The following is a 22491-nucleotide window of genomic DNA, read 5'->3' as shown; positions in this document are numbered from 1 at the left end:
CTCCTAGTGGGGCTGCGAAGCAGCCCCAATAGGAGCGCTGCAGTGTGCCAGGTAGCTCCGGGACTATGTTTTTGGGGCCGCTTCGCAGCCCAGCGCGGGGCAAGCCCGCTCACCACAACAAGCCCGCCAGCCACAACAAGCCGCATCTCGCGTTCTAGCTGTCTTCTTCTATATCCAGCAACAGGTTTTCCAGCGCCTCGCGGTACGCCCCCGGCTCCTGCCACAGGCCACGCTGCTGGGCTTCGAGCATGCGCTCGGTCATGTCGCGCAACGCCGCGGGGTTGTGCTGCTGCACGAACGCGCGGGTGTCAGGGTCCAGCAGGTAGGCGTCAGCGAGCAACGCATATTGATGATCGTCGATCAGCGCCGTGGTGGCATCGAAGGCGAACAGATTGTCCACGGTCGCGGCCATTTCAAACGCACCTTTATAGCCATGGCGCTTCACGCCGTCGATCCACTTGGGGTTGGCGGCACGGGAACGGATCACCCGGTTCAGCTCTTCCTTCAAGGTGCGAATCCTGGGCAGGTCCGGCTGGCTATGGTCGCCGTGATAGCTGGCGGCCTTGTCGCCGCTCAGGGTTTCCACGGCGGCGAGCATGCCGCCCTGGAATTGGTAGTAGTCGTTGGAGTCGAGCAGGTCGTGCTCACGGTTATCCTGGTTCTGCAACACCGCCTGCACCTGGCTCAGGCGCTGGGCAAACTGCGTACGGGCGGCAGAGCCTTCGTCGGAGCCGCCATAGGCGTAGCCGCCCCAGTTCAGGTAGACCTCAGCCAGGTCCTCGCGGCTTTGCCACAGGCGCCCGTCAATGGCGCCCTGCACGCCGGCGCCATAGGCACCGGGCTTGGCCCCGAAGATACGCCAGCCGGCCTGTTTCGCCGCTGCTTCGTCATCCAACCCGGACGCCAGCAACGCCGCCCGCTCACTGCGCACCTTGGCGGCCAGCGGGTTCATGTCGTCCGGCTCATCCAGGGCCGCCACCGCCTGTACCGCCGCGTCGAACAGGCGGATCAGGTTGGCGAAGGCATCGCGGAAAAACCCGGACACGCGCAAGGTGACGTCCACGCGCGGGCGGTCCAACAGGCTGATGGGCAGGATTTCAAAATCATCCACCCGCTGACTGCCGGTGGCCCACACCGGCCGCACGCCCATCAGCGCCATGGCCTGGGCAATGTCGTCGCCACCGGTGCGCATGGTGGCCGTGCCCCACACCGACAGGCCGAGTTGGCGCAGGTGGTCGCCGTGGTCCTGCAGGTGCCGTTCAAGTATCAGGTTGGCGGACTGGAAGCCGATGCGCCACGCGGTGGTGGTGGGCAGGTTGCGCACGTCAACGGTGAAGAAATTGCGCCCGGTCGGCAGCACATCCAGGCGCCCCCGGCTCGGCGCGCCGCTTGGCCCAGCCGGCACAAAGCGCCCGCCGAGGGCCTCCAGCAAGCCGCGCATTTCCGCCGGGCCGCAGGCGTCCAGGCGTGGCGCCACGACGATGCGCAGGCTTTCGATCACCGCCTTCACTTCTTCCCAGCCGGGCTCTTCCAGCTGTTCCAGCGGCCCTTCCAACGCCTGCTCGATCATTCTCGCAGCGTACAGTTCCAGGCGCTCGCGGGTATCCCCGGCGGTGCGCCACTGCTGCCCATCGATCTTCTGCAACACTGCCGGGCGTCGCCCGGTCCAGGGCTCGGCCAGGGCACAGTCCAGGGGGTCAAAACCCAGCGCGAACGCCTTGGCCAACACGCGCAGCAGGCTCGATTGCGGGCCACGGCCGTCGCCCCGCGGGATGCGCAGCAAGGCCAGCAAGGTGTCGATGCGCAAGCGGCCCACGGGGGACTCGCCAAAGATGTGCAGGCCGTCGCGGATCTGCGACTCCTTCAAGTCGCACAGGTAGGTGTCGAGGCGCGGCAGCCAGATAGCGGCATCGGCGTCGCCATCCAGTTCAAGCTCCTGATCGATGCGGGTCTCACGCACCAGCTTGAGGATGTCTTTTTGCAGCTCGCGGGCCCGGCGTGGGTCGAGCAGTTGGGCTTCGTAATATTCGTCCGCCAACAGCTCAAGGTCCCGCAGCGGCCCGTAGGTTTCGGCGCGGGTCAGCGGCGGCATCAGGTGGTCGATGATCACCGCCTGGGTGCGCCGCTTGGCCTGGGCGCCCTCGCCCGGGTCGTTGACGATAAACGGGTAGATGTTCGGCAGCGGCCCCAGCAGCGCATCCGGCCAGCAGTTTTCCGAGAGCCCCACGCCCTTGCCCGGCAGCCATTCGAGGTTGCCGTGCTTGCCCACATGGATCACGCCATGGGCGCCGTAGGTGTAGCGTAACCAGAAGTAGAACGCCAGGTAGCCATGGGGCGGCACCAGGTCCGGGTCGTGGTACACCGCGCTGGCATCCACCTGGTAACCCCGGGCCGGCTGGATGCCGACGAAGGTCTGGCCCAGGCGCAGGCCGGCGATCATCAGGCGGCCGTCGCGGAACATTGGATCGTTGTGCGGGGCGCCCCATCGCTCCAGCACCGCCTGGCGGTTGGATTCAGGCAAGCGCTTGAACATCGCCTCGTAGTCGTCCAGGCCGAGGCTTTGATGACAGGGGCGCAGGTCGAGGCTGTCGAGGTCGTTGGTGACGCCGCCGAGCAGCTCATGGATCAGCGCGGTACCGCTTTCGGGCAGTTGCTCCGGCACCGGATAACCTTCGGCCTGCAGGGCGCGCAGGATATTCAGCGCGGCGGCCGGGGTGTCCAGGCCTACGCCATTGCCGATGCGACCGTCGCGGGTCGGGTAGTTGGCAAGGATCAGGGCGATGCGTTTATCCCCATTCGGCACCCGTGCCAGCTCGACCCAACGGCGCGCCAGCTCGGCGACGAAATCCATGCGTTCGGGCGCTGCGCGGTAGCACACCACGTCCGACTGGCTGCGCTCGCTGCGCCAGGCCAGATCCTTGAAGCTGATCGGCCGGCTGATAATGCGCCCGTCCAACTCGGGCAAGGCAATGTGCATCGCCAGGTCGCGCGGGCCCAGGCCTTGCTCGCTGGCCTGCCAGCCCGGCTGGTTATCCTGGGCGCAGATCGCCTGGATCACCGGGATATTGCGGCGAAACGGCCGCAGATGCGGGGCTTCGGGGCTGGATTGGGCAAAACCAGTGGTGTTCAGGATCACCGCCGCGCCGACCTCATCCAGCAGGTCCTCGACCACCCTCAGGCAGCCGGGCTCTTTCAAACTGGCCACCGCCATCGGCAACGGGTTAAGGCCCGCCGCCTGCAAGCGCTGGCAGAACACATCGATAAAACCGGTATTGGCCGCCTGCAGGTGGGAGCGGTAGAACAGCACCGCCGCCACGGGCCAATCTGCGTGCCAATCGGTCTGCCAGTCATTGAGGCGAGGGTTGGCTTTGTGCGGGTGATAGATCGCGGTGCGCGGCAAGGTCTGCGGCTCGGCCCACGGGTAATCGCGGTCCAGGTAGCCGCTGGCCAGGCAGCGGAAAAAATCCAGCGCGTTAGCGAGCCCGCCCTGGCGCAGGAAGTGCCACAGGCGGTCGCGCTGTTCGGCACTCACCGTGCTCAGGCCGCTGAGTTCCGGGTCCGGGCGGTCATCCCCCGGCACCAGGATCAGCGTAACGCCACGCTCGGCCAGCTCCACCAGGCGCTCGATACCGTAGCGCCAATAACCGATGCCGCCGTGCAGGGAAATCAGGATGACCTTGGCGTGGCGCAGCACCTCGTCGACATACAAATCGACCGAGGCGTGGTTCTGCACCTGCATCGGGTTGGCCAGGCGCAGGCTGGGGTAATCCTCGGGCAACTGCTGGGCGGCTTCGGCCAGCAGCGCCAGGCTGGAATCGCCGCTGCACAGGATCACCAGTTCGGCGGGAGTTTGGCCAAGGTCGGCAATATTGTCGTCCGCGACGAAACCACCGGGCTGAGTCCTGAGCAGGTGCATGGGTTAAACGCTGAGGGCAGCGCGCAGTTGCGCTTCGAGGCCCGCCGCGTCCAGCGCCTGGCCGATCAGCACCAGCCGCGTGATGCGCGCTTCGTCGGCGCCCCAGGCACGGTCGAAGTGCTTGTCGAAACGCGTACCCACACCCTGGATCAGCAGGCGCATCGGCTTGTTCGGGATGGCGGCGAAGCCCTTGACCCGCAGGATGCCGTGCTGAACCACCAATTGGTTCAGGGCGTCGAGCAGCAGCGCTTCGTCGGCTTGGGGCAGGTCGATGGAGATGGAATCGAAGGCGTCGTGATCATGCTCGTCTTCACCTTCGTGGTGATGATCGTGGTGGCTATGGCGAGCGTCGATATGTTCTTCGGACCCCGCGCCCAGGCCGATCAATACGTCCAACGGCAGGCGACCGCTGCTGGCTTCGATGATCTTCACCGCTGGTGGCAGTTCTTCGGCGACTTCCAGGCGCACACGGGCCAGGTCTTCGGCGCTGATCAGGTCGGATTTGTTGAGGATCACCAGGTCGGCGCTGGCCAACTGGTCGGCAAACAGCTCGTGCAGCGGCGATTCATGGTCCAGGTTCGGGTCGAGCTTGCGCTGGGCGTCGACCTGATCCGGGAACGCGGCAAAGGTGCCGGCGGCCACGGCCGGGCTGTCGACCACGGTGATGACCGCATCAACCGTGCAGGCGCTGCGGATTTCCGGCCACTGGAAGGCCTGCACCAAGGGTTTTGGCAGGGCCAGGCCCGAGGTTTCGATAAGGATATGGTCGAGGTCGCCGCGACGGGCGACCAGTTCGCGCATCACCGGGAAGAACTCTTCCTGCACCGTGCAGCACAGGCAGCCGTTGGCCAGCTCGTACACGCGACCGTTGGCCTCTTCTTCGGTGCAACCGATGGCGCACTGCTTGAGGATCTCACCGTCGATGCCCAGCTCGCCGAATTCGTTGACGATCACCGCAATACGACGGCCCTGGGCGTTGTCGAGCATATGGCGCAGCAAGGTGGTCTTGCCCGAGCCGAGGAAGCCGGTAACGATGGTGACGGGAAGTTTGGCCAGTGTTTTCATCGGATGCCCTTTGGGGCGGGCATACGGGACGATAGGCCCTGCGGCGGCGCGCAGCAGCAGCAGATTTCGTCACCGGATCACCCCGCCCGGTTGAATTGGAAAATCGGTGGCGAGGCAGGTCTCCTGGCTTGGGGCTTGCGGGTCTTGCGACCGGCGCCGACTGCGCCTTCCCGCCGCAGTGGCAGTGGCGTGGCAGTCAGATAAACCCTTCACAGTTGCGGGGGCAGCCGCGGCTTGGACCGCGTTCCCTTCTTAGCTTCGGCCTGGGCCGAAGAACCTCGAGGGTGCAAGGCTACAGGGGCTCGCCGCATTTGACTACCGTCCCCGGCCCATGCTCTCCTACACATCTTGTTTCGGGTGCCCTTCACAGGGTGAAACGGGAAACCGGTGAGTCATGGCGTCATGACGAGTCCGGTGCTGCCCCCGCAACGGTAAGCGAGTGAAGCGTCAGATCCACTGTGCCTGTACGGCATGGGAAGGCGACGTTTTATAGACCCAGTGTCCCTCGCAAGCCCGGAGACCGGCCCGAATAACATCGAATAACAAACCCGCGGTGGGCGGGCGCTGTTAAAACCCTGCGTGCCTGGCTCGCGGGGTTTGCATGCGCTCGTGTCACCCTGACACCTGAAAGGGACGCGCCATGTCGATCGTCAGCAGCACCTCGCACACCGCCAGCAGCTCCGCCACCCTCAGCCAACGCCTGACCGCCGCCATCGGCGCGTCGATCCTTGGCGCGTGCCTGGTGTATTTCGCCGGTTTCTCGCACATCGAGGCGGTGCACAACGCGGCCCACGATACCCGCCACAGCGCCGCGTTCCCGTGCCACTGAGGCCTGCCGACATGATCAAGCGTATTGCGCAAACCGCAGGGTTCACCGGCTTGCTGGCCGCCCTGCTGCTGACCCTGCTGCAAAGCTTCTGGGTCGCTCCGCTGATTCTGCAGGCGGAAACCTTTGAAAAGGCCCCGGCCGCGACTGAAGTGGCCCATGAGCATGCTGCTGGCGCCGCCGCACACACCCACGACGCCGAAGCCTGGGAGCCCGAAGACGGCTGGCAGCGTGTGCTGTCGACCACCGGCGGCAACCTGGTGGTGGCCGTCGGCTTCGCCCTGATGCTGGCCGGCCTCTACACCCTGCGCGCACCGACCCGCACGGCCCAAGGCTTGCTGTGGGGCCTGGCCGGCTACGCGACTTTTGTGCTGGCGCCCACCCTGGGTCTGCCACCGGAGCTGCCGGGCACTGCCGCCGCCGACCTGGCACAACGGCAGATCTGGTGGATCGGCACTGCTGCTTCCACGGCGGCCGGGATTGCGCTGATCGTGTTTGGTCGCAACTGGCTGCTGAAAGTCTTGGGCGCGGCGATCCTCGTGGTGCCGCATGTGATCGGTGCACCGCAGCCGGAAACCCATTCGATGCTGGCGCCGGAAGCCCTCGAAGCGCAGTTCAAGATCGCTTCGCAGTTGACCAACGTGGTGTTCTGGCTGGCCCTGGGCCTGATCAGCGCCTGGCTGTTCCGCCGCAACCGCGACGATCAATACTCGGCATGACCCTGGTGGTCGGCCTGGGTTGCCAGCGGGGTTGTGATGTAGACACCCTGCTGGGCCTGTTCGACAGCGCCCTGGCCGAGGGCGGGGTCGAGCGCCAGCGTGTCACCGCACTGGCCAGCATCGACCGTAAACAGAACGAGCCAGGGTTACTCGCCCTGGCCCGACTGCTCGACCTGCCCTTGCAGTGCTTCAGCGCCGGGCAACTGGCCGTTTACGAAGCCCGGCTGAGCCACAAATCGGCGGTCGCGTTTGCCCATACCGGCTGTTACGGCGTCGCCGAAAGTGCCGCCCTGGCCCTGGCCGAACAGCTCTGCGGCGGCCCTGCCCGCTTGTTGATCACCCGCCAGAAAACCGCCCAGGCCACCTTTGCATTGGCCTGCGCCGGCTAAAATCCCGATAATCGCCCTTCCCGATCATGAGCAATCTTCATGCTCGCCCGTTTTTCCACAGGAATTCTCCATGACCATCTACTTCATCGGCGCCGGCCCCGGCGATCCGGAATTGATCACCGTCAAAGGCCAACGCCTGATCCGCAGTTGCCCGGTGATCATCTATGCCGGCTCACTGGTGCCGGCGGCGGTGCTGGAAGGTCATCAGGCGCAACAAGTGGTCAACAGCGCTGAACTGCACCTGGAACAGATCATCCAACTGCTCAAGACCGCCCACGCCAACGGCCAGGATGTGGCCCGCGTGCACTCCGGAGACCCGAGCCTGTATGGCGCGATTGGCGAGCAGATCCGTTACCTGCGCGAGTCGGGCATCCCCTTCCAGATCATTCCTGGCGTCACCGCAGTGGCCGCCTGCGCAGCGTTGCTGGAGACCGAACTGACCCTGCCGGACATCGCCCAAAGCGTGATCCTGACCCGCTACGCCGATAAAACCCGCATGCCGACCGGAGAGGACTTCGACAGCCTGGCCCGGCATGGCACCACCATGGCGATTCATCTGGGGGTCAACCATTTGGAGAAGATCGTCGCCGAACTGCTGCCGCACTATGGCGCAGACTGCCCGATTGCCGTGGTGCACCGGGCGACATGGCCGGATCAGGATTGGGCCGTCGGCACACTCAGCGATATTGCCGACAAAGTCGCCGCCAAGGGCTTTCGGCGTACGGCGTTGATTGTGGTGGGGCGAGTACTGGCGAGTGACAGTTTCAGTGAGTCGTCGTTGTATCGGGCGGGGCATGCGCACCTTTATCGGCCTTGATTATTTACTTTAAAAAATCAAAGCAATCCATTGATTTTAATAGCTAAACACAAAAAAATGTGGGACGGGGCTTGCCCCCGATGGCGGTGTGTCAGCCTGCTCATGAGTCGACTGAGGCACCGCTATCGGGGGCAAGCCCCCTCCCACATTTGACCTTACTTGTCAGGGAGATAGAGTCAACATTCGAAATTGATTTTTTAATTCACAAATCATCAGCAACATGCTGATTTAACTGAATAAATGCAAAAAAATTTGGGAGGGGGCTGGCCCCCGATGACGGTGTGTCAGCCTGCTCATGAGTCGACTGAGGCACCGCTATCGGGAGCAAGCCCCCTCCCACACTTAATCTTACTTGTTAGATAGATGGCATAACTGCTTGAATTTTAATAATAAAAAACGGCGCTCACGGGCGCCGTTTTTTGTTCGCAGTGAACGCCTTACTCAGTAGTAGGCGTTTTCTTTCTGCGTGTGGTCTGTCACGTCACGGACGCCCTTGAGCTCCGGAATACGCTCGAGCAAGGTCCGCTCGATGCCCTCGCGCAGGGTCACGTCTGCCTGGCCGCAGCCCTGGCAGCCGCCGCCGAACTTCAATACGGCAATGCCGTCATCGACGACGTCGATCAGGCTGACCTGACCACCGTGGCTCGCGAGCCCCGGGTTGATCTCGGTTTGCAGGTAGTAGTTGATGCGCTCGTTGACCGGGCTGTCGGCATTGACATTAGGCACCTTGGCGTTGGGCGCCTTGATGGTCAATTGGCCGCCCATGCGGTCGGTGGCGTAGTCGACCACGGCATCGTCCAGGAAGGCTTCGCTGAAGTTGTCGATATACGCGGTGAAGCTTTTCAGCCCCAGGGCGGTGTCTTCAGGTTTCTCTTCACCGGGCTTGCAGTAGGCGATGCACGTCTCGGCGTACTGGGTGCCAGGCTGGGTGATAAAGACGCGGATGCCGATTCCCGGGGTGTTCTGCTTGGACAGCAGGTCAGCCAGGTAATCGTGGGCGGCGTCGGTAATGGTTATGGCAGTCATGGAAACTCCTCACAGGCTTGCCGGCAGTTTACGCCAAAATATTACGCAGGTACAAAGTCCGAGTAATTTTGTCGGAAAAGACGCTGGCCTCTGTCAGAGGTTTTCATAACGGTTCATATCCAGCACCCCTTCTTCCACCGGCGTCGTCTCGCGGATGTACTGGGACAAATCGTGGAAATACTGCCAGAACAACGGGTGGCTGCGGCGCACACCCCAGCGGTCGACAATTTTCTCAAAGCGATTGGCGTCCTTGGCCCGCTCCATTTCGGCGACGAATTCGGGCACCTCCTGGGCAGGGATGTTGAACATGAAGTTCGGGTAACTGCTGAGCACTCCAGGGTAAAGGGTCAGCGTGTCCAGGCCCGGCTGATAGCGATAAGCCTCACCCAGCAGAAATGCCACGTTACTGTGGGCGCGATTGCGCAGCAGGCTGTAGACCACGCGCTTACCGCTGGCGGTTTCGACGCGCAGCATCGTCGCTTCAGGTAACTGGTCAATCACCTTGAGCCCCGCCGCCGGGCGTGAAGTCAGGCGGCTGAGCGCCTGTTCGGCGTCCTGCAGCGCCGGGTCGATACCGTCGCGCGAACAAAACGCGCCCCCGCAACGGTTGATCGGATCCGGGCTGGCATTCAGGTCACCGTAGCGGGCAAGCAACTGGTTGGCGAAGTCGCGCTTGGGGTCCTTTTTATCCAGGTGCAAGGCGGTAGGCGTGTCGTCGTCGATGGCTTCGTAATCCAGCCACAGCTTGATCTTGCCGCTGTTCTGGTACCAATCATCCATAAAGGCATCGCGGCTATCGGCCGGCATCAGGCGCAGGAAGTTCTGCTCGGCACCGTTGCGGATCAGGTCGAAGTACAGCCGGGTCTGGGCCTGGTGCGATACGTTGCCGAACACATCGAAATTGACCACCAGTTGGTAGTAGGTGCGTTCGAGCAACGGATAGTCGAACAACCACAGTGTCTGCGGGACTTCACCGATCAGGCCCTTATTCACCGAGGCGCTGTCGAAATGACGGAAGATGCTTAACAGGGCGTTGTCATTGCCGGCCCACAGGGTCGACCAACTGGGCGCCGGCAACTCGGCATAGCTGTCTCGCCGCAGGGCTTCGTACTGGTTGCGCTTATCGCGGTATTCGAGCCACAGGCTGAGCACACTGCCCACGTCGTCATTCTGCCCTGGCATCGCCAGCAACGGCGTGGCCTGGCCGCGATAGCGGGCATCGGTGATGTACAGGTCGTGGTCGGGCGCCTGGAACAACGCCCAGAAATTGTCGCGGATCACGTCCGTGGCAATTTGCCCGCGGCACACCGGCCCGCGAATAAACGTGCGCACAAAGTATTCGGCGTTATCCAGCATGAACTGGTAACGCGCCTGGGCCGGAATCGCCTCGAACGTCTCGAAAGGGTTGGCCCGCCGGCCGGGACCGTAGCCGGGCAAGGCGCTGACCTGCCAGTCGCCGCTGTAGAACAGGGCTTTGACCCGCGCCATTTTTTCCGCGCTGAGGGGGTAGGTGATATGGGTCTTGTGGACGATCACCCCTTCCACCGGCCACAGACGGTAGTACACGCGGGTGCCGGGATCGTCATTGGGGCGGCGGGTATTGATCAGGTCAATCGGCTGGCCGCTGGGGGTACGCGAGCGCACCCACTGGAAGAAATGCCCAGGCTCACCGTCTTCGAAATACAGATGCGCAATGAACAGATGCTCGAACAACCAACGGGCCACCAGGCTTTCCCGTGCGCCGGGGGCGTTGAGCAGGTTCTCCCATTGCAGCACCTGTGCGGCTTCACGGGCGCTGGGGGCCACGCCCTGCTGGTCAATCGGTGCACCGGAGGCCAGCCAGCGCTGCAGGGTCTGGTACTGCTGGTCGCTCAGGCCGGTGACCGCCAACGGCATGCCCTCCTTGGGATGAGCACCGGCATAGGCGTTGAACTCGCCGGGCGTGGCGCACATGTTTTCGCGGTTCAGGCCCAATACGATCTCTTCGGGCAACCTGGCATTGGGCTTCAGCGCTGCGGTATGCCCCAGCTCCAGCATGCGCGCCATCAACGCGGCCTGGCTGCCCTGGGCGTCGAGTACCGAATAAAAGCCCTTCTGCTGCCAGGCCTGCTTGCCGAAGGCATCATAGAACAAGCGCGTGGTGGGTGTGGCCTGGCTGCGCTCGCCGTCGTAGACCGGCACTTTGGTCGCACCGCGCGCCGCACCCTCGGCACTGCCCAGGTTGAGCTGGCACGCGGAGTCATAGCACGCATGGCAGGCCACGCATTTCTCGGTGAAGATCGGCTGGATGTCGCGGGTATACGAGATCGCCGGAGCGGGACCTTCTGCCAGAGCGCTGCTGGCTATCAATGCCAGGACGGCGCTGACGATAAGACGAAGTGACATGTATCCGGTCCCGATTCAATGCGTGCGGTTTAAAGTGGCGGTGATTCTACCGGGCCATGCACCCGCTCAACATGAGCGATATTCATGCAAAACCCCGGCATGCCGCAAATCCGCACAGGTTTGTTATGATCCACGCCCTCCGTAATGCCTGACCAGAGTAGTCCCATGTCCGATCGTAGCGCTCGTCTGCAAGCCCTTCACCACGCCCTCAAGGAACGCATCCTGATCCTCGACGGCGGCATGGGCACGATGATCCAGAGCTATAAACTGGAAGAACACGACTACCGCGGCAAACGCTTCGCCGACTGGCCGAGCGACGTCAAGGGCAACAACGACCTGCTGGTGCTCACCCGCCCGGACGTGATCGGCGGGATCGAGAAGGCCTACCTGGATGCCGGTGCGGACATCCTCGAAACCAACACCTTCAACGCCACCCGCATCTCCATGGCCGACTACGGCATGGAAGAACTGGCCTATGAACTGAACGTCGAAGGCGCACGCCTGGCGCGCAGGATCGCCGATGCCAAGACCGCCGAGAACCCGGCCAAGCCGCGTTTCGTCGCCGGCGTCCTCGGCCCGACCAGCCGCACCTGCTCGCTGTCGCCCGATGTGAACAACCCTGGCTACCGCAACGTCACCTTCGATGAACTGGTGGAGAACTACACCGAGGCCACCAAGGGCCTGATCGAAGGCGGCGCCGACCTGATCCTGATCGAGACCATCTTCGACACCCTCAACGCCAAGGCCGCGATCTTCGCCGTGCAGGGTGTGTTCGAAGCACTCGGTATCGAATTGCCGATCATGATCTCCGGCACCATCACCGACGCCTCCGGCCGCACCCTGTCGGGCCAGACCACCGAAGCCTTCTGGAACTCGGTGGCCCACGCCAAGCCGATTTCCGTGGGCCTGAACTGCGCCCTCGGCGCCAGCGAGCTGCGCCCTTACCTGGAAGAGCTGTCCAACAAAGCCAACACCCATGTGTCCGCGCACCCCAACGCCGGCCTGCCCAATGAATTCGGCGAGTACGACGAATTGCCGTCGGAAACCGCCAAGGTCATCGAAGAATTCGCCCAGAGCGGCTTCCTCAATATCGTCGGCGGCTGCTGCGGCACCACCCCGGGCCATATCGAAGCCATCGCCAAGGCCGTGGCCGGCTACGCGCCGCGCCCGATCCCGGACATCCCCAAGGCTTGCCGCCTGTCGGGCCTGGAGCCGTTCACCATTGATCGCAGCTCCTTGTTCGTCAACGTCGGCGAGCGCACCAACATCACCGGTTCTGCGCGTTTCGCCCGCCTGATCCGCGAGGACAACTACACCGAAGCCCTGGAAGTCGCCCTGCAACAGGTGGAAGCCGGCGCCCAGGTGATCGACATCAACATGGACGAGGGCATGCTCGATTCGAAGAAGGCCATGGTGACCTTCCTCAATCTGATTGCCGGCGAGCCGGACATCTCCCGCGTACCGATCATGATCGACTCCTCCAAGTGGGAAGTGATCGAAGCCGGCCTCAAGTGCATCCAGGGCAAGGGCATCGTCAACTCCATCAGCATGAAGGAAGGCGTCGAGCAGTTCATTCACCACGCCAAGCTGTGCAAACGCTACGGCGCCGCCGTGGTGGTGATGGCCTTCGACGAGGCCGGCCAGGCCGACACCGAAGCGCGCAAGAAGGAAATCTGCAAGCGCTCCTACGACATCCTGGTGGATGAAGTCGGCTTCCCACCGGAAGACATCATCTTCGACCCGAACATCTTCGCAGTCGCCACCGGCATCGAAGAGCACAACAACTACGCCGTCGATTTCATCAACGCCTGTGCCTATATCCGCGACGAGCTGCCGTATGCGCTGACCTCCGGTGGCGTGTCCAACGTGTCGTTCTCGTTCCGCGGCAACAACCCGGTGCGGGAGGCGATCCACTCGGTGTTCCTGCTGTATGCGATCCGCAACGGCCTGACCATGGGCATCGTCAACGCCGGCCAGCTGGAGATCTATGACCAGATCCCGGCCGAGCTGCGCGATGCCGTGGAAGACGTGGTGCTCAACCGCACCCCGGAAGGCACCGACGCCCTCCTCGCCATCGCCGACAAGTACAAGGGCGACGGCAGCGTAAAAGAAGCCGAAACCGAAGAGTGGCGCGGCTGGCCGGTCAACAAGCGCCTGGAACACGCGCTGGTCAAGGGCATCACCACCCACATCGTCGAAGACACCGAAGAATCGCGGCTGTCGTTCGCCCGCCCGATCGAAGTGATCGAAGGCCCGCTGATGTCCGGCATGAACATCGTTGGCGACCTGTTCGGCGCCGGCAAGATGTTCCTGCCCCAGGTGGTGAAATCCGCCCGCGTGATGAAGCAGGCCGTGGCCCACTTGATCCCGTTCATCGAGCTGGAAAAAGGCGACAAGCCGGAAGCCAAGGGCAAGATCCTGATGGCCACGGTGAAGGGCGACGTGCATGACATCGGCAAGAACATCGTCGGCGTGGTGCTCGGCTGCAACGGCTATGACATCGTCGACCTCGGCGTGATGGTGCCGGCGGAGAAGATCCTGCAGGTGGCCAAGGAGCAGAAGTGCGACATTATCGGGCTGTCCGGCCTGATCACGCCGTCCCTGGACGAGATGGTGCATGTGGCCCGCGAGATGCAGCGCCAGGACTTCCACCTGCCGCTGATGATCGGCGGCGCGACCACCTCCAAGGCGCACACGGCGGTGAAGATCGAGCCCAAGTACAGCAACGACGCGGTGATCTACGTCACCGACGCCTCCCGTGCGGTGGGCGTGGCCACGCAGTTGCTGTCCAAGGAATTGAAGGCCGGCTTCGTCGAGAAGACCCGCCTGGAATACATCGACGTGCGTGAACGCACCTCCAACCGCAGCGCGCGCACCGAGCGCCTGAGCTACCCGGCGGCCATCGCCAAGAAGCCGCAGTTCGACTGGAACAGCTACACGCCGGTCAAGCCCACCTTCACCGGTTCCAGGGTGCTGGACAATATCGACCTCAACGTCCTGGCCGAGTACATCGATTGGACCCCGTTCTTTATCTCCTGGGACCTGGCCGGCAAGTTCCCGCGCATCCTGACCGATGAAGTGGTGGGTGAAGCCGCCACCGCGCTGTATGCCGACGCCCAGGAAATGCTCAGGAAACTGATCGACGAAAAACTCATCAGCGCCCGTGCAGTGTTCGGTTTCTGGCCGACCAACCAGGTGCAGGACGATGACCTGGAAGTCTACGGTGAAGACGGCCAGCCGATTGCCAAACTGCACCACCTGCGCCAGCAGATCATCAAGACCGACGGCAAGCCGAACTTCTCCCTGGCCGACTTCGTCGCGCCCAAGGACAGCGGCGTGACCGACTACATCGGTGGCTTCATCACCACCGCCGGCATCGGCGCCGAGGAAGTGGCCAAGGCCTACCAGGACGCGGGCGACGACTACAACTCGATCATGGTCAAGGCCCTGGCCGACCGCCTGGCCGAGGCCTGTGCCGAGTGGCTGCACCAGCAGGTGCGCAAGGAACACTGGGGCTACGCCAAGGACGAGCAACTGGACAACGAAGCGCTGATCAAGGAGCAGTACAGCGGTATCCGCCCTGCCCCCGGTTACCCGGCGTGCCCGGACCACACCGAGAAAGCCCAGTTGTTCCACCTGCTCGACCCCGAGGCCCGCGAAATGCACGCTGGGCGCAGCGGCGTGTTCCTCACCGAGCACTACGCGATGTTCCCGGCGGCGGCGGTCAGCGGCTGGTACTTCGCCCACCCGCAGGCGCAGTACTTTGCCGTGGGCAAGGTCGACAAGGACCAGGTGACCAGCTACACCGCGCGCAAGGGCCAGGACCTGGCCGTGACCGAGCGCTGGCTGGCGCCGAACCTGGGCTACGACAACTAAGCCGGCCTGGATTGTCTATGCTGTCCCTCACACACCTTGTGTCGAGGGATGTATGGACGATCCGGTCAACAACAAGCCGCCGACCTTCTGGCAGATGCTCCACAGCGTCATGGCCGCCGCCTTTGGCGTGCAGAGCGGCAAGAATCGCGCCCGCGACTTCACCCACGGCAAGCCCAGCCACTTCGTGATCCTGGGCATTCTGTTCACGGCGGTGTTCGCCTTGACGCTGTTCGGCATCGTCAAGCTGGTGCTGCACCTCGCCGGCGTCTAGCGCAGCAGCAGGTGCAGGCTGAACGGGTAACGATAGGACACGGGCTTGCCCTGGGCGGACAACGCGCGGAAATCCACCGAGGGTGTCGGCCCCAACAAGCGCCGCGCCTGGCCGGCATCGATCAATTGGAATAGCGCCAACTGCCGGTCGCGTCCGCCATAGGCGCCAATGTCCAGGCCCTTGGCATCGTCATGGACCAACACCATGGCCCAGCCGCCCACGGTGAAATGCCCGGCGACCAGGGACGACAAGCGTCCATCCAGGCGTGCCTGCAGGATCTCCGGCGAGCTGTTGAGCGCGCTGAACAGCACGTCCCTGCCCGGTAACCGCCCACTGCCCTGCAGCGCCTGCATGGCGCCCAGCGCCATCTGATCGTTGGCCGACCACACCAGCGCCGTCTGCGGGTAGCGCTTGAACAGTTGCTTCGCTTGTTCGAAGGCGCGTTCGCGGTTCCATTCGCCGTAGACCAACTGACGCAGGCGCACCTCGGGATGCTCGGCCAGCGCCCGACGCATGCCGCGCTCACGCAATTGCGCCCCCGGGGTGGACTTGGTCCCGGAAAACGCCAACAGGTCGAGGGGCTCGCCCGGCGCAACCGGACCGTGCTGGCGCAACAGATCACGGAGCATCAGGTAGCCAGCCTGTTCATCGTCAGCCACCAGGCTGCCGATCAAACGGATGCCACGGCGGGTTCCCAGCAATTGCGCCTGATCGGAGGTCAGCGCGCTGTTCACCAGCAGCAGCTTGACGCCACTTCCCTCGGCCATGCGCAGGATCTGCGGTGCAACGTACTGCTCATTCACCAGCACCAGGTAATCAGGCCGCTGGCTGCCTTGCAGCACCTCACGCGCCTGGGCCAGCGTGTTGCCGGCATCACGCTCGCCATAACGCACGCGCAAGTCCAGGCCGAGGTCCTTGGCGGCGGCCTGCATGAATTGCGCATAGCTGACCCAGAAGGTTTCCGTCGACATGCCCGGATTGAGAAACACCACCGACGTTGCATGAGCCATCGCCCCACACGTCGATCCCAGCAACCAGACACACGTAATCAACACCTTCAACATGGATGCTTGAGCCTCGAAAATAGGCCGCCATGATAGTGGCAATGCCTGAACCAATCGAGGCTCAATCAACGTCCTTTATTGGTGGCTGACCCAGAATACGGCCGTTCCCACCACCAGAATGATCAGGAACAGAATGGCCCAGGCATCAACGGTACTGTCAGGTTTACGGGCTTTGGTCGGATTGCTCATTGCATCGCCTCTTGTCGGTTTTATAGGTGATTGCACTCAAACACGCTCACAGTAAAGTTCACGATTGCCCGCATGACAAATGTGGGTATCACGATAACCCTTCTCATTAGTCATTTTGGTTATGTGCATATACTCAAACATCACTTTTGCGCATAAACGCAAACTGGTATCGTGCGCCGGCTCCGTTGGGAGTGCGCGGCCGTGCGCGCAGATTTGCCGAGAACAGGACCTATATGTACGTATACGACGAATACGATCAGCGCATCATCGAGGACCGCGTCAAGCAGTTCCGTGATCAGACCCGACGCTACCTAGCAGGTGAACTGAGCGAAGAAGAGTTCCGCCCTCTGCGCCTGCAAAATGGCCTTTATGTCCAGCGCTTTGCGCCGATGCTGCGGGTGGCCGTGCCTTATGGCCAACTGACTTCGCGCCAGACCCGCATGATGGCCAAGATTGCCCGCGACTTCGACAAAGGCTATGCCCACATCAGTACCCGCCAGAACGTGCAGTTCAACTGGCCGGCCCTGGAAGATGTGCCGGACATCCTGGCTGAACTGGCCACCGTGCAGATGCACGCCATCCAGACCAGCGGTAACTGCCTGCGCAACGTGACCACCGACCAATTCGCCGGGGTTGCCGCCGACGAGCTGATCGACCCACGCCCGTGGTGTGAAATCGTCCGCCAGTGGACCACCTTCCACCCCGAATTCGCCTACCTGCCGCGCAAGTTCAAGATCGCCATCAATGGCTCGACCTCGGACCGTGCCGCCATCGAAGTACACGATATCGGCCTGGAGCCGGTGTACAACGCGGCCGGCGAGCTGGGTTTCCGTGTCCTGGTGGGTGGCGGCCTGGGCCGTACCCCGGTGGTGGGTGCGTTCATCAACGAGTTCCTGCCATGGCAGGACCTGCTGAGCTACCTCGACGCCATCCTGCGCGTCTACAACCGCTACGGCCGTCGTGACAACAAATACAAGGCGCGGATCAAGATCCTCGTCAAGGCGCTGACCCCTGAGGTGTTCGCCCAGAAAGTCGACGCCGAGATGGAGCACCTGCGCGGCGGCCAGACCACCCTGACCGAAGCCGAAGTGCACCGTGTGGCCAAGCACTTCGTCGATCCTGAGTACAAGGCCCTGGGCAACCAGGATGCCGAGCTCGCAGCGCTCGACCAGCAGCACCCGGGCTTCGCCCGCTGGCGCACCCGCAACACCCTGGCGCACAAAAAGCCGGGCTATGTGGCGGTGACCCTGTCACTGAAACCGACCGGTGTTGCACCGGGCGACATCACCGACAAGCAGCTGGACGCCGTCGCCGACCTGGCCGAGCGCTACAGCTTCGGCCAGCTGCGCACCTCCCACGAGCAGAACATCATCCTCGCGGACGTTGAGCAGAGCCAACTGTTCACCCTGTGGGGCGAACTGCGCGAAGGCGGTTTCGCCACGCCGAACATCGGCCTGCTGACCGACATCATCTGCTGCCCGGGCGGCGATTTCTGCTCCCTGGCCAACGCCAAGTCGATCCCGATCGCCGAATCGATCCAGCGCCGTTTCGACGACCTGGACTACCTGTTCGACATCGGCGAGCTGGACCTGAACATCTCCGGTTGCATGAACGCCTGTGGTCACCACCACGTCGGCCACATCGGCATCCTGGGCGTGGACAAGAAAGGCGAAGAATTCTACCAAGTGTCCCTGGGTGGCAGCGCCAGCCGCGATGCGAGCCTGGGCAAGATCCTCGGCCCGTCCTTCGCCCAGGAAGCCATGCCCGAGGTGATCGGCAAGCTGATCGACGTGTACATCGAACAGCGCACCGAAGATGAGCGTTTCATCGACACCTACCAGCGCATCGGCATTGACCTGTTCAAGGAGCGCGTCTATGCAGCGAATCATTAAGAACAACGAAGTCCTCGACGAAACCTGGCACCTGCTGCCCAAGGATGCGAGCTTCGACGGCATCTCCAACTGCGACGACCTGATCGTGCCGCTGGCGCTGTGGCGCGAACACGGCCACGCGCTCAAGGCCCGCGACGGCGGCCTGGGTGTGTGGCTGGACGCCGATGAAGAAGCCGAAGAGATCGGCGCTGACGTGGAGCACTTCCAGGTCATCGCCCTGAACTTCCCGGCCTTCACCGACGGTCGCAACTATTCCAACGCACGCCTGCTGCGTGACCGCTACGGTTACAAAGGCGAGCTGCGGGCCATTGGCGACGTGCTGCGCGACCAGTTGTTCTACCTGCGCCGTTGCGGGTTCGATGCCTTCGCCTTGCGCGCCGACAAAGACCCGTACGAAGCACTGGAAAGCCTCAAGGACTTCTCGGTGACGTACCAGGCTGCAACGGATGAACCGCTGCCGCTGTTCCGTCGTCGCTGAGTCTGCACAAATGAAAAAGCCCTGGCATGCCAGGGCTTTTTTATGAGTTGAGCTTGATCGACGCTAGCACCTGCTTCTGCCCCATCGAACACGGCACACCTTCCGGTTGCGCGCGTACCGCGTCGATCACCCCGACTAACTGCGCCTTGCTGTGCGCCAGTTGCGCCTGCATCGCTTCAATCTGCTCGACCTTGCGCTCGAGCGCCTCGATCAGCTCGGCGCGCTTGTGCTCGCCGGGGGCCGGCATCAGCGCCTTGAGTTCCTGCAAGGTGAAACCGGCCTGCTGCGCGCTCTGAATCAAGCGCAGCGTCTGCAAGGCCTCCGGTGCATAACGGCGATAGCCATTGGCCTGGCGCCCCACCTGGCTGATCAACCCTTCTGCTTCATAGAAGCGGATACGCGACGCCGCCAGCCCGCTCTGTTTTGCCAGCTCTCCAATATTCATCAAAACGCCTGCTTGACATTAAAGTTAACTTTAAGCTTAGCCTGAGGCCTCCCCTGCTCAGGAGTCAACCCATGTCACCCTTTGAACCCTTGCAACTGCCCAATGGCCAAGTCCTCGCCAACCGTATCGCCAAGGCGGCGATGGAAGAAAACATGGCGGATGCGCAACAGGCGCCCTCCCGCGAATTGAAGCAGTTGTACAAGACCTGGGCGGACGGCGAGCCCGGCCTGCTGCTGACCGGCAATGTGATGATCGACCGCCGCGCCATGACCGGTCCCGGCGGCGTTGCCCTCGAAGACGAACAGCACCTGGACAGCTTTCGCGAGTGGGCCGCCGTGGCCCGCGACAAGGGCGTGCACTTTTGGCTACAGCTCAGCCATCCGGGGCGCCAGACCATGGCCAACCTCGGCCAGCAGGCCCTGGCGCCCTCCGCGATTGCACTGGACCTCGGCGGCTTTTCGAAGATGTTCGCCAAGCCCAGGGCCATGACCGAAGACGACATTCAAGACGTGATCAAACGCTTCGCCACCAGCGCACGCCTGGCCGAGAAAGCCGGGTTCACCGGGGTGCAGATCCACGGCGCGCACGGCTACCTGCTCAGCCAGTTTCTCTCCCCACTCAGCAACCAACGCACTGACCGTTGGGGCGGCCCCCTGGAAAACCGCGCACGCCTGCTGCTGGAAGTGATCCACGCCGTGCGTGCCAGCGTCAGTCCTTCATTCTGTGTGGCGGTCAAACTCAACTCGGCCGACTTCCAGCGCGGCGGCTTCGACGCCAACGACGCGCGCGCCGTGGTCGAGCTGCTCAACCCGCTGCCCATCGACCTGCTGGAATTATCCGGCGGCAGCTACGAAGCCCCGGCCATGCAAGGCGAAGCACGGGACGGCCGCACCCTGGCCCGCGAAGCGTATTTCCTGGAGTTCGCCAAGGAACTGGCGACCATCGCCAAGATGCCGCTGATGGTCACCGGCGGCATTCGCCGCCTGCCCATCGTGCAACAAGTGCTGGACAGCGGTATCGCCATGGCCGGCATCGCTACCGCCCTGACCCTGGAACCGCAACTGATCAAGCACTGGCACGAGGGTCGCGACCTCAACCCGCAACTCAAGCCGATCAGTTGGAAACGCAAACCCTTGGCCGCCCTCGCCACCCTGGCCGTGGTGCGGGACCAGATGCGCCGCCTGAGTCGTGGCCGACTGCCTAAACCCAATGTCGTGCCATGGCTGGCGCTGGCGTGTGACCAATGGTTTATCGCTCGGCGCACCCGGCAATACCGCGCAACCATGACGCAATCTTCACATTAAAAGCGGAGCATTCGCCGTGATCGAACTGTCCCCTATTGATCAGCAGCTTTTAACCTCACTGACGATTGGAGTTCTTCATGGCGAAAATCAACCTGGCCCAGCAATTGGCGACCACCCTTGAACAGGCGGGGATCAAGCGTATCTGGGGCCTGACCGGCGACAGCCTCAACGGCCTCACCGACGCCCTGCGTACCATGGACAGCATCGAGTGGATGCATGTACGTCACGAAGAAGTCGCCGCCTTCGCTGCCGGTGCCGAAGCTGCAGCCACTGGCGAACTGACCGTATGCGCTGGCAGCTGCGGGCCGGGCAACCTGCACTTGATCAATGGCCTGTTCGATTGCCATCGCAACCATGTGCCGGTGCTGGCGATTGCCGCACAAATCCCCTCCTCCGAGATCGGCCTGAATTACTTCCAGGAGACTCATCCCCAAGAACTGTTCAAGGAGTGCAGCCACTTTATCGAGCTGGTCACCAACCCCGAACAGATGCCGCACGTGCTGCACCGCGCCATGCGTTCGGCGATCCTCAACCGCGGCGTGGCGGTGGTGGTGATTCCGGGGGACGTATCGTTGCTGGAAGTCGAAGACAAGCTCAAGCCCTGGCCGGCCCTGCACACACCGCGTACCCTGCCGGCGGAACAGGACCTGCAACGACTGACCGAGATCCTTGAAAGCAGCAAGAAGGTCACCCTGCTGTGCGGCAGTGGCTGCGCCGGTGCCCACGATCAAGTGGTCGCCCTGGCCGACACGCTGGGGGCTCCGGTGGTGCACGCCCTGCGCGGCAAGGAGCATGTGGAATGGGACAACCCATTTGATGTGGGCATGACCGGCCTGATCGGCTTCAGCTCCGGTTACCACGCCATGCTCGACTGCGACACGCTGATCATGCTCGGCACGGACTTTCCGTACCGCCAGTTCTACCCTACCGATGCCAAAATCATCCAGGTTGACCGCAACCCGCAGGCGCTCGGCCGTCGCGCCACGCTGGACCTGGGCATCGCTGCCGATGTGAGCGAGACCCTCGACGCGCTGCTGCCGCGCCTGACCCGCAAGACCGACCGCAGCTTCCTCGAGACCTCTCTGAAGCACTACGAAAAAGCCCGCCAAGGCCTGGACGACCTGGCGCAACCGTCAAAGGCCAACCGGCCGATCCACCCGCAATACGTGGCGCGCCTGCTCAGCGAACTGGCGGACGACGATGCAATCTTCACCGCCGACGTGGGCTCGCCGACCGTGTGGGCGGCGCGCTACCTGAAGATGAATGGCAAGCGTCGCCTGATCGGTTCGTTCAACCACGGCTCCATGGCCAATGCCATGCCCCAGGCGATCGGTGCCCAGGCGGCCTTTCCTGGGCGCCAGGTGATCTCGATGTCCGGCGACGGCGGGTTTGCCATGCTGATGGGGGATTTCATTTCACTGGCGCAGTTGAACCTGCCCGTCAAAGTCATCGTGTTCGATAACTCGTCCCTGGGCTTTGTCGCCATGGAAATGAAGGCTGCGGGCTATCTGGATGCCGGCACCGAGCTGAAAAACCCGGACTTCGCCGCCATGTCCAACGCCATGGGCATCCTCGGCATTCGCGTGGAGCAATCCGAAGACCTGGAACCGGCCCTGCGCCGCGCCCTGGCCCACAATGGCCCGGTGCTGGTGGATGTGGTGACGGCCACCCAGGAACTGGTAATGCCGCCGAGCATCAAGCTGGAACAGGCCAAGGGGTTCAGCCTGTACATGCTCAAGGCGGTGATGAGTGGGCGTGGAGATGAAGTGATCGAGTTGGCGCGGACTAACTGGTTGCGCTGATCCAATACTGAGGGAGCGGGCAAGCCC

General features: G+C 63.0%; 16 protein-coding genes and 2 riboswitches. Of the genes, 10 read left to right on the top strand and 6 right to left on the bottom strand.

Annotated elements, in window-relative coordinates; all coding sequences use genetic code 11:
- Window positions 1-154 precede the first annotated feature (154 nt).
- Both cobN and cobW read right to left on the bottom strand, forming a co-directional pair.
- Window positions 155-3916: a cobaltochelatase subunit CobN gene (gene cobN / locus J1N02_RS27370; protein WP_421148050.1), complete on the bottom strand. Its 3762-nt coding sequence runs from the start codon at window positions 3914-3916 to the stop codon at window positions 155-157.
- A 3-nt stretch (window positions 3917-3919) separates the two neighbouring features.
- Entirely contained in the window at window positions 3920-4981 is a 1062-nt protein-coding gene (gene cobW / locus J1N02_RS27365; RefSeq protein ID WP_421148049.1) for a cobalamin biosynthesis protein CobW, read from the bottom strand.
- A gap of 95 nt (window positions 4982-5076) precedes the next feature.
- A riboswitch (cobalamin riboswitch) is annotated at window positions 5077-5277 on the bottom strand.
- A 42-nt stretch (window positions 5278-5319) separates the two neighbouring features.
- Window positions 5320-5525, top strand: a riboswitch (cobalamin riboswitch).
- A gap of 96 nt (window positions 5526-5621) precedes the next feature.
- Here cobW and J1N02_RS27360 point away from each other — a divergent pair.
- The 4 genes from J1N02_RS27360 to cobM all read left to right on the top strand — a co-directional run bounded on the left by J1N02_RS27360 (window position 5622) and on the right by cobM (window position 7732).
- Window positions 5622-5810 (top strand): CbtB domain-containing protein, encoded by a 189-nt coding sequence (locus tag J1N02_RS27360; protein WP_065941218.1) that lies wholly within the window; start codon window positions 5622-5624, stop codon window positions 5808-5810.
- An 11-nt stretch (window positions 5811-5821) separates the two neighbouring features.
- Window positions 5822-6526 (top strand): CbtA family protein, encoded by a 705-nt coding sequence (locus J1N02_RS27355; RefSeq protein WP_421148048.1) that lies wholly within the window; start codon window positions 5822-5824, stop codon window positions 6524-6526.
- Window positions 6523-6915, top strand: a complete 393-nt coding sequence (locus J1N02_RS27350) for a cobalamin biosynthesis protein (RefSeq protein WP_027606477.1) — start codon at window positions 6523-6525, stop codon at window positions 6913-6915. Before J1N02_RS27355 ends, J1N02_RS27350 begins: the two co-directional genes overlap by 4 nt.
- Window positions 6916-6985: 70 nt before the next feature.
- On the top strand, window positions 6986-7732 hold the full coding sequence (cobM, locus tag J1N02_RS27345; RefSeq protein ID WP_421148047.1) for a precorrin-4 C(11)-methyltransferase: 747 nt from the start codon (window positions 6986-6988) through the stop codon (window positions 7730-7732).
- Between the two features lie 441 nt (window positions 7733-8173).
- Here the strand turns inward: cobM and nfuA are convergent, their stop codons facing one another.
- Window positions 8174-8758, bottom strand: coding sequence for a Fe-S biogenesis protein NfuA (nfuA, locus tag J1N02_RS27340; protein ID WP_027606479.1), 585 nt, complete (start codon window positions 8756-8758; stop codon window positions 8174-8176).
- A 93-nt stretch (window positions 8759-8851) separates the two neighbouring features.
- Window positions 8852-11143 (bottom strand): fatty acid cis/trans isomerase, encoded by a 2292-nt coding sequence (locus J1N02_RS27335; RefSeq protein ID WP_281114120.1) that lies wholly within the window; start codon window positions 11141-11143, stop codon window positions 8852-8854.
- Between the two features lie 165 nt (window positions 11144-11308).
- Between J1N02_RS27335 and metH the strand changes: the two genes are divergently transcribed.
- Together metH and J1N02_RS27325 are read left to right on the top strand one after the other, a co-directional pair.
- Window positions 11309-15019: a methionine synthase gene (gene metH, locus J1N02_RS27330; protein ID WP_421148046.1), complete on the top strand. Its 3711-nt coding sequence runs from the start codon at window positions 11309-11311 to the stop codon at window positions 15017-15019.
- 52 nt (window positions 15020-15071) lie between these two features.
- Window positions 15072-15290, top strand: a complete 219-nt coding sequence (locus J1N02_RS27325; protein ID WP_027606482.1) for a DUF2970 domain-containing protein — start codon at window positions 15072-15074, stop codon at window positions 15288-15290.
- Here the strand turns inward: J1N02_RS27325 and J1N02_RS27320 are convergent.
- A complete protein-coding gene (locus J1N02_RS27320) occupies window positions 15287-16354 on the bottom strand; it encodes an ABC transporter substrate-binding protein (protein ID WP_098479712.1) in 1068 nt (355 codons plus the stop codon). The genes J1N02_RS27325 and J1N02_RS27320 overlap by 4 nt on opposite strands.
- A gap of 422 nt (window positions 16355-16776) precedes the next feature.
- Between J1N02_RS27320 and J1N02_RS27315 the strand changes: the two genes are divergently transcribed.
- Window positions 16777-18435: a nitrite/sulfite reductase gene (locus J1N02_RS27315; protein ID WP_027606484.1), complete on the top strand. Its 1659-nt coding sequence runs from the start codon at window positions 16777-16779 to the stop codon at window positions 18433-18435.
- On the top strand, window positions 18419-18913 hold the full coding sequence (locus J1N02_RS27310) for a DUF934 domain-containing protein (protein ID WP_003235539.1): 495 nt from the start codon (window positions 18419-18421) through the stop codon (window positions 18911-18913). The genes J1N02_RS27315 and J1N02_RS27310 overlap by 17 nt, the downstream gene beginning before the upstream one ends.
- A 40-nt stretch (window positions 18914-18953) precedes the next feature.
- Here the strand turns inward: J1N02_RS27310 and J1N02_RS27305 are convergent, their stop codons facing one another.
- Window positions 18954-19358 carry a MerR family transcriptional regulator gene (locus tag J1N02_RS27305; protein WP_027606485.1) on the bottom strand — a complete coding sequence of 135 codons (405 nt, stop codon included), beginning with the start codon at window positions 19356-19358 and terminating at the stop codon, window positions 18954-18956.
- A 71-nt stretch (window positions 19359-19429) separates the two neighbouring features.
- On the opposite strand from J1N02_RS27305, the gene J1N02_RS27300 reads away from it, so the two are divergent.
- Together J1N02_RS27300 and poxB are read left to right on the top strand one after the other, a co-directional pair.
- Window positions 19430-20662 carry an NADH:flavin oxidoreductase/NADH oxidase family protein gene (locus J1N02_RS27300; protein WP_421148045.1) on the top strand — a complete coding sequence of 411 codons (1233 nt, stop codon included), beginning with the start codon at window positions 19430-19432 and terminating at the stop codon, window positions 20660-20662.
- Between the two features lie 77 nt (window positions 20663-20739).
- A complete protein-coding gene (gene poxB, locus J1N02_RS27295) occupies window positions 20740-22464 on the top strand; it encodes a ubiquinone-dependent pyruvate dehydrogenase (protein WP_092357801.1) in 1725 nt (574 codons plus the stop codon).
- Window positions 22465-22491: the final 27 nt, after the last annotated feature.

The sequence above is a fragment of the Pseudomonas sp. NFX5 genome, assembly GCF_049132125.1.
Lineage (GTDB): Bacteria > Pseudomonadota > Gammaproteobacteria > Pseudomonadales > Pseudomonadaceae > Aquipseudomonas > Aquipseudomonas marginalis.
The sequence above is the reverse complement of the archived record's forward strand: the minus strand, read 5'-3'. Positions and strand labels throughout refer to the sequence as shown.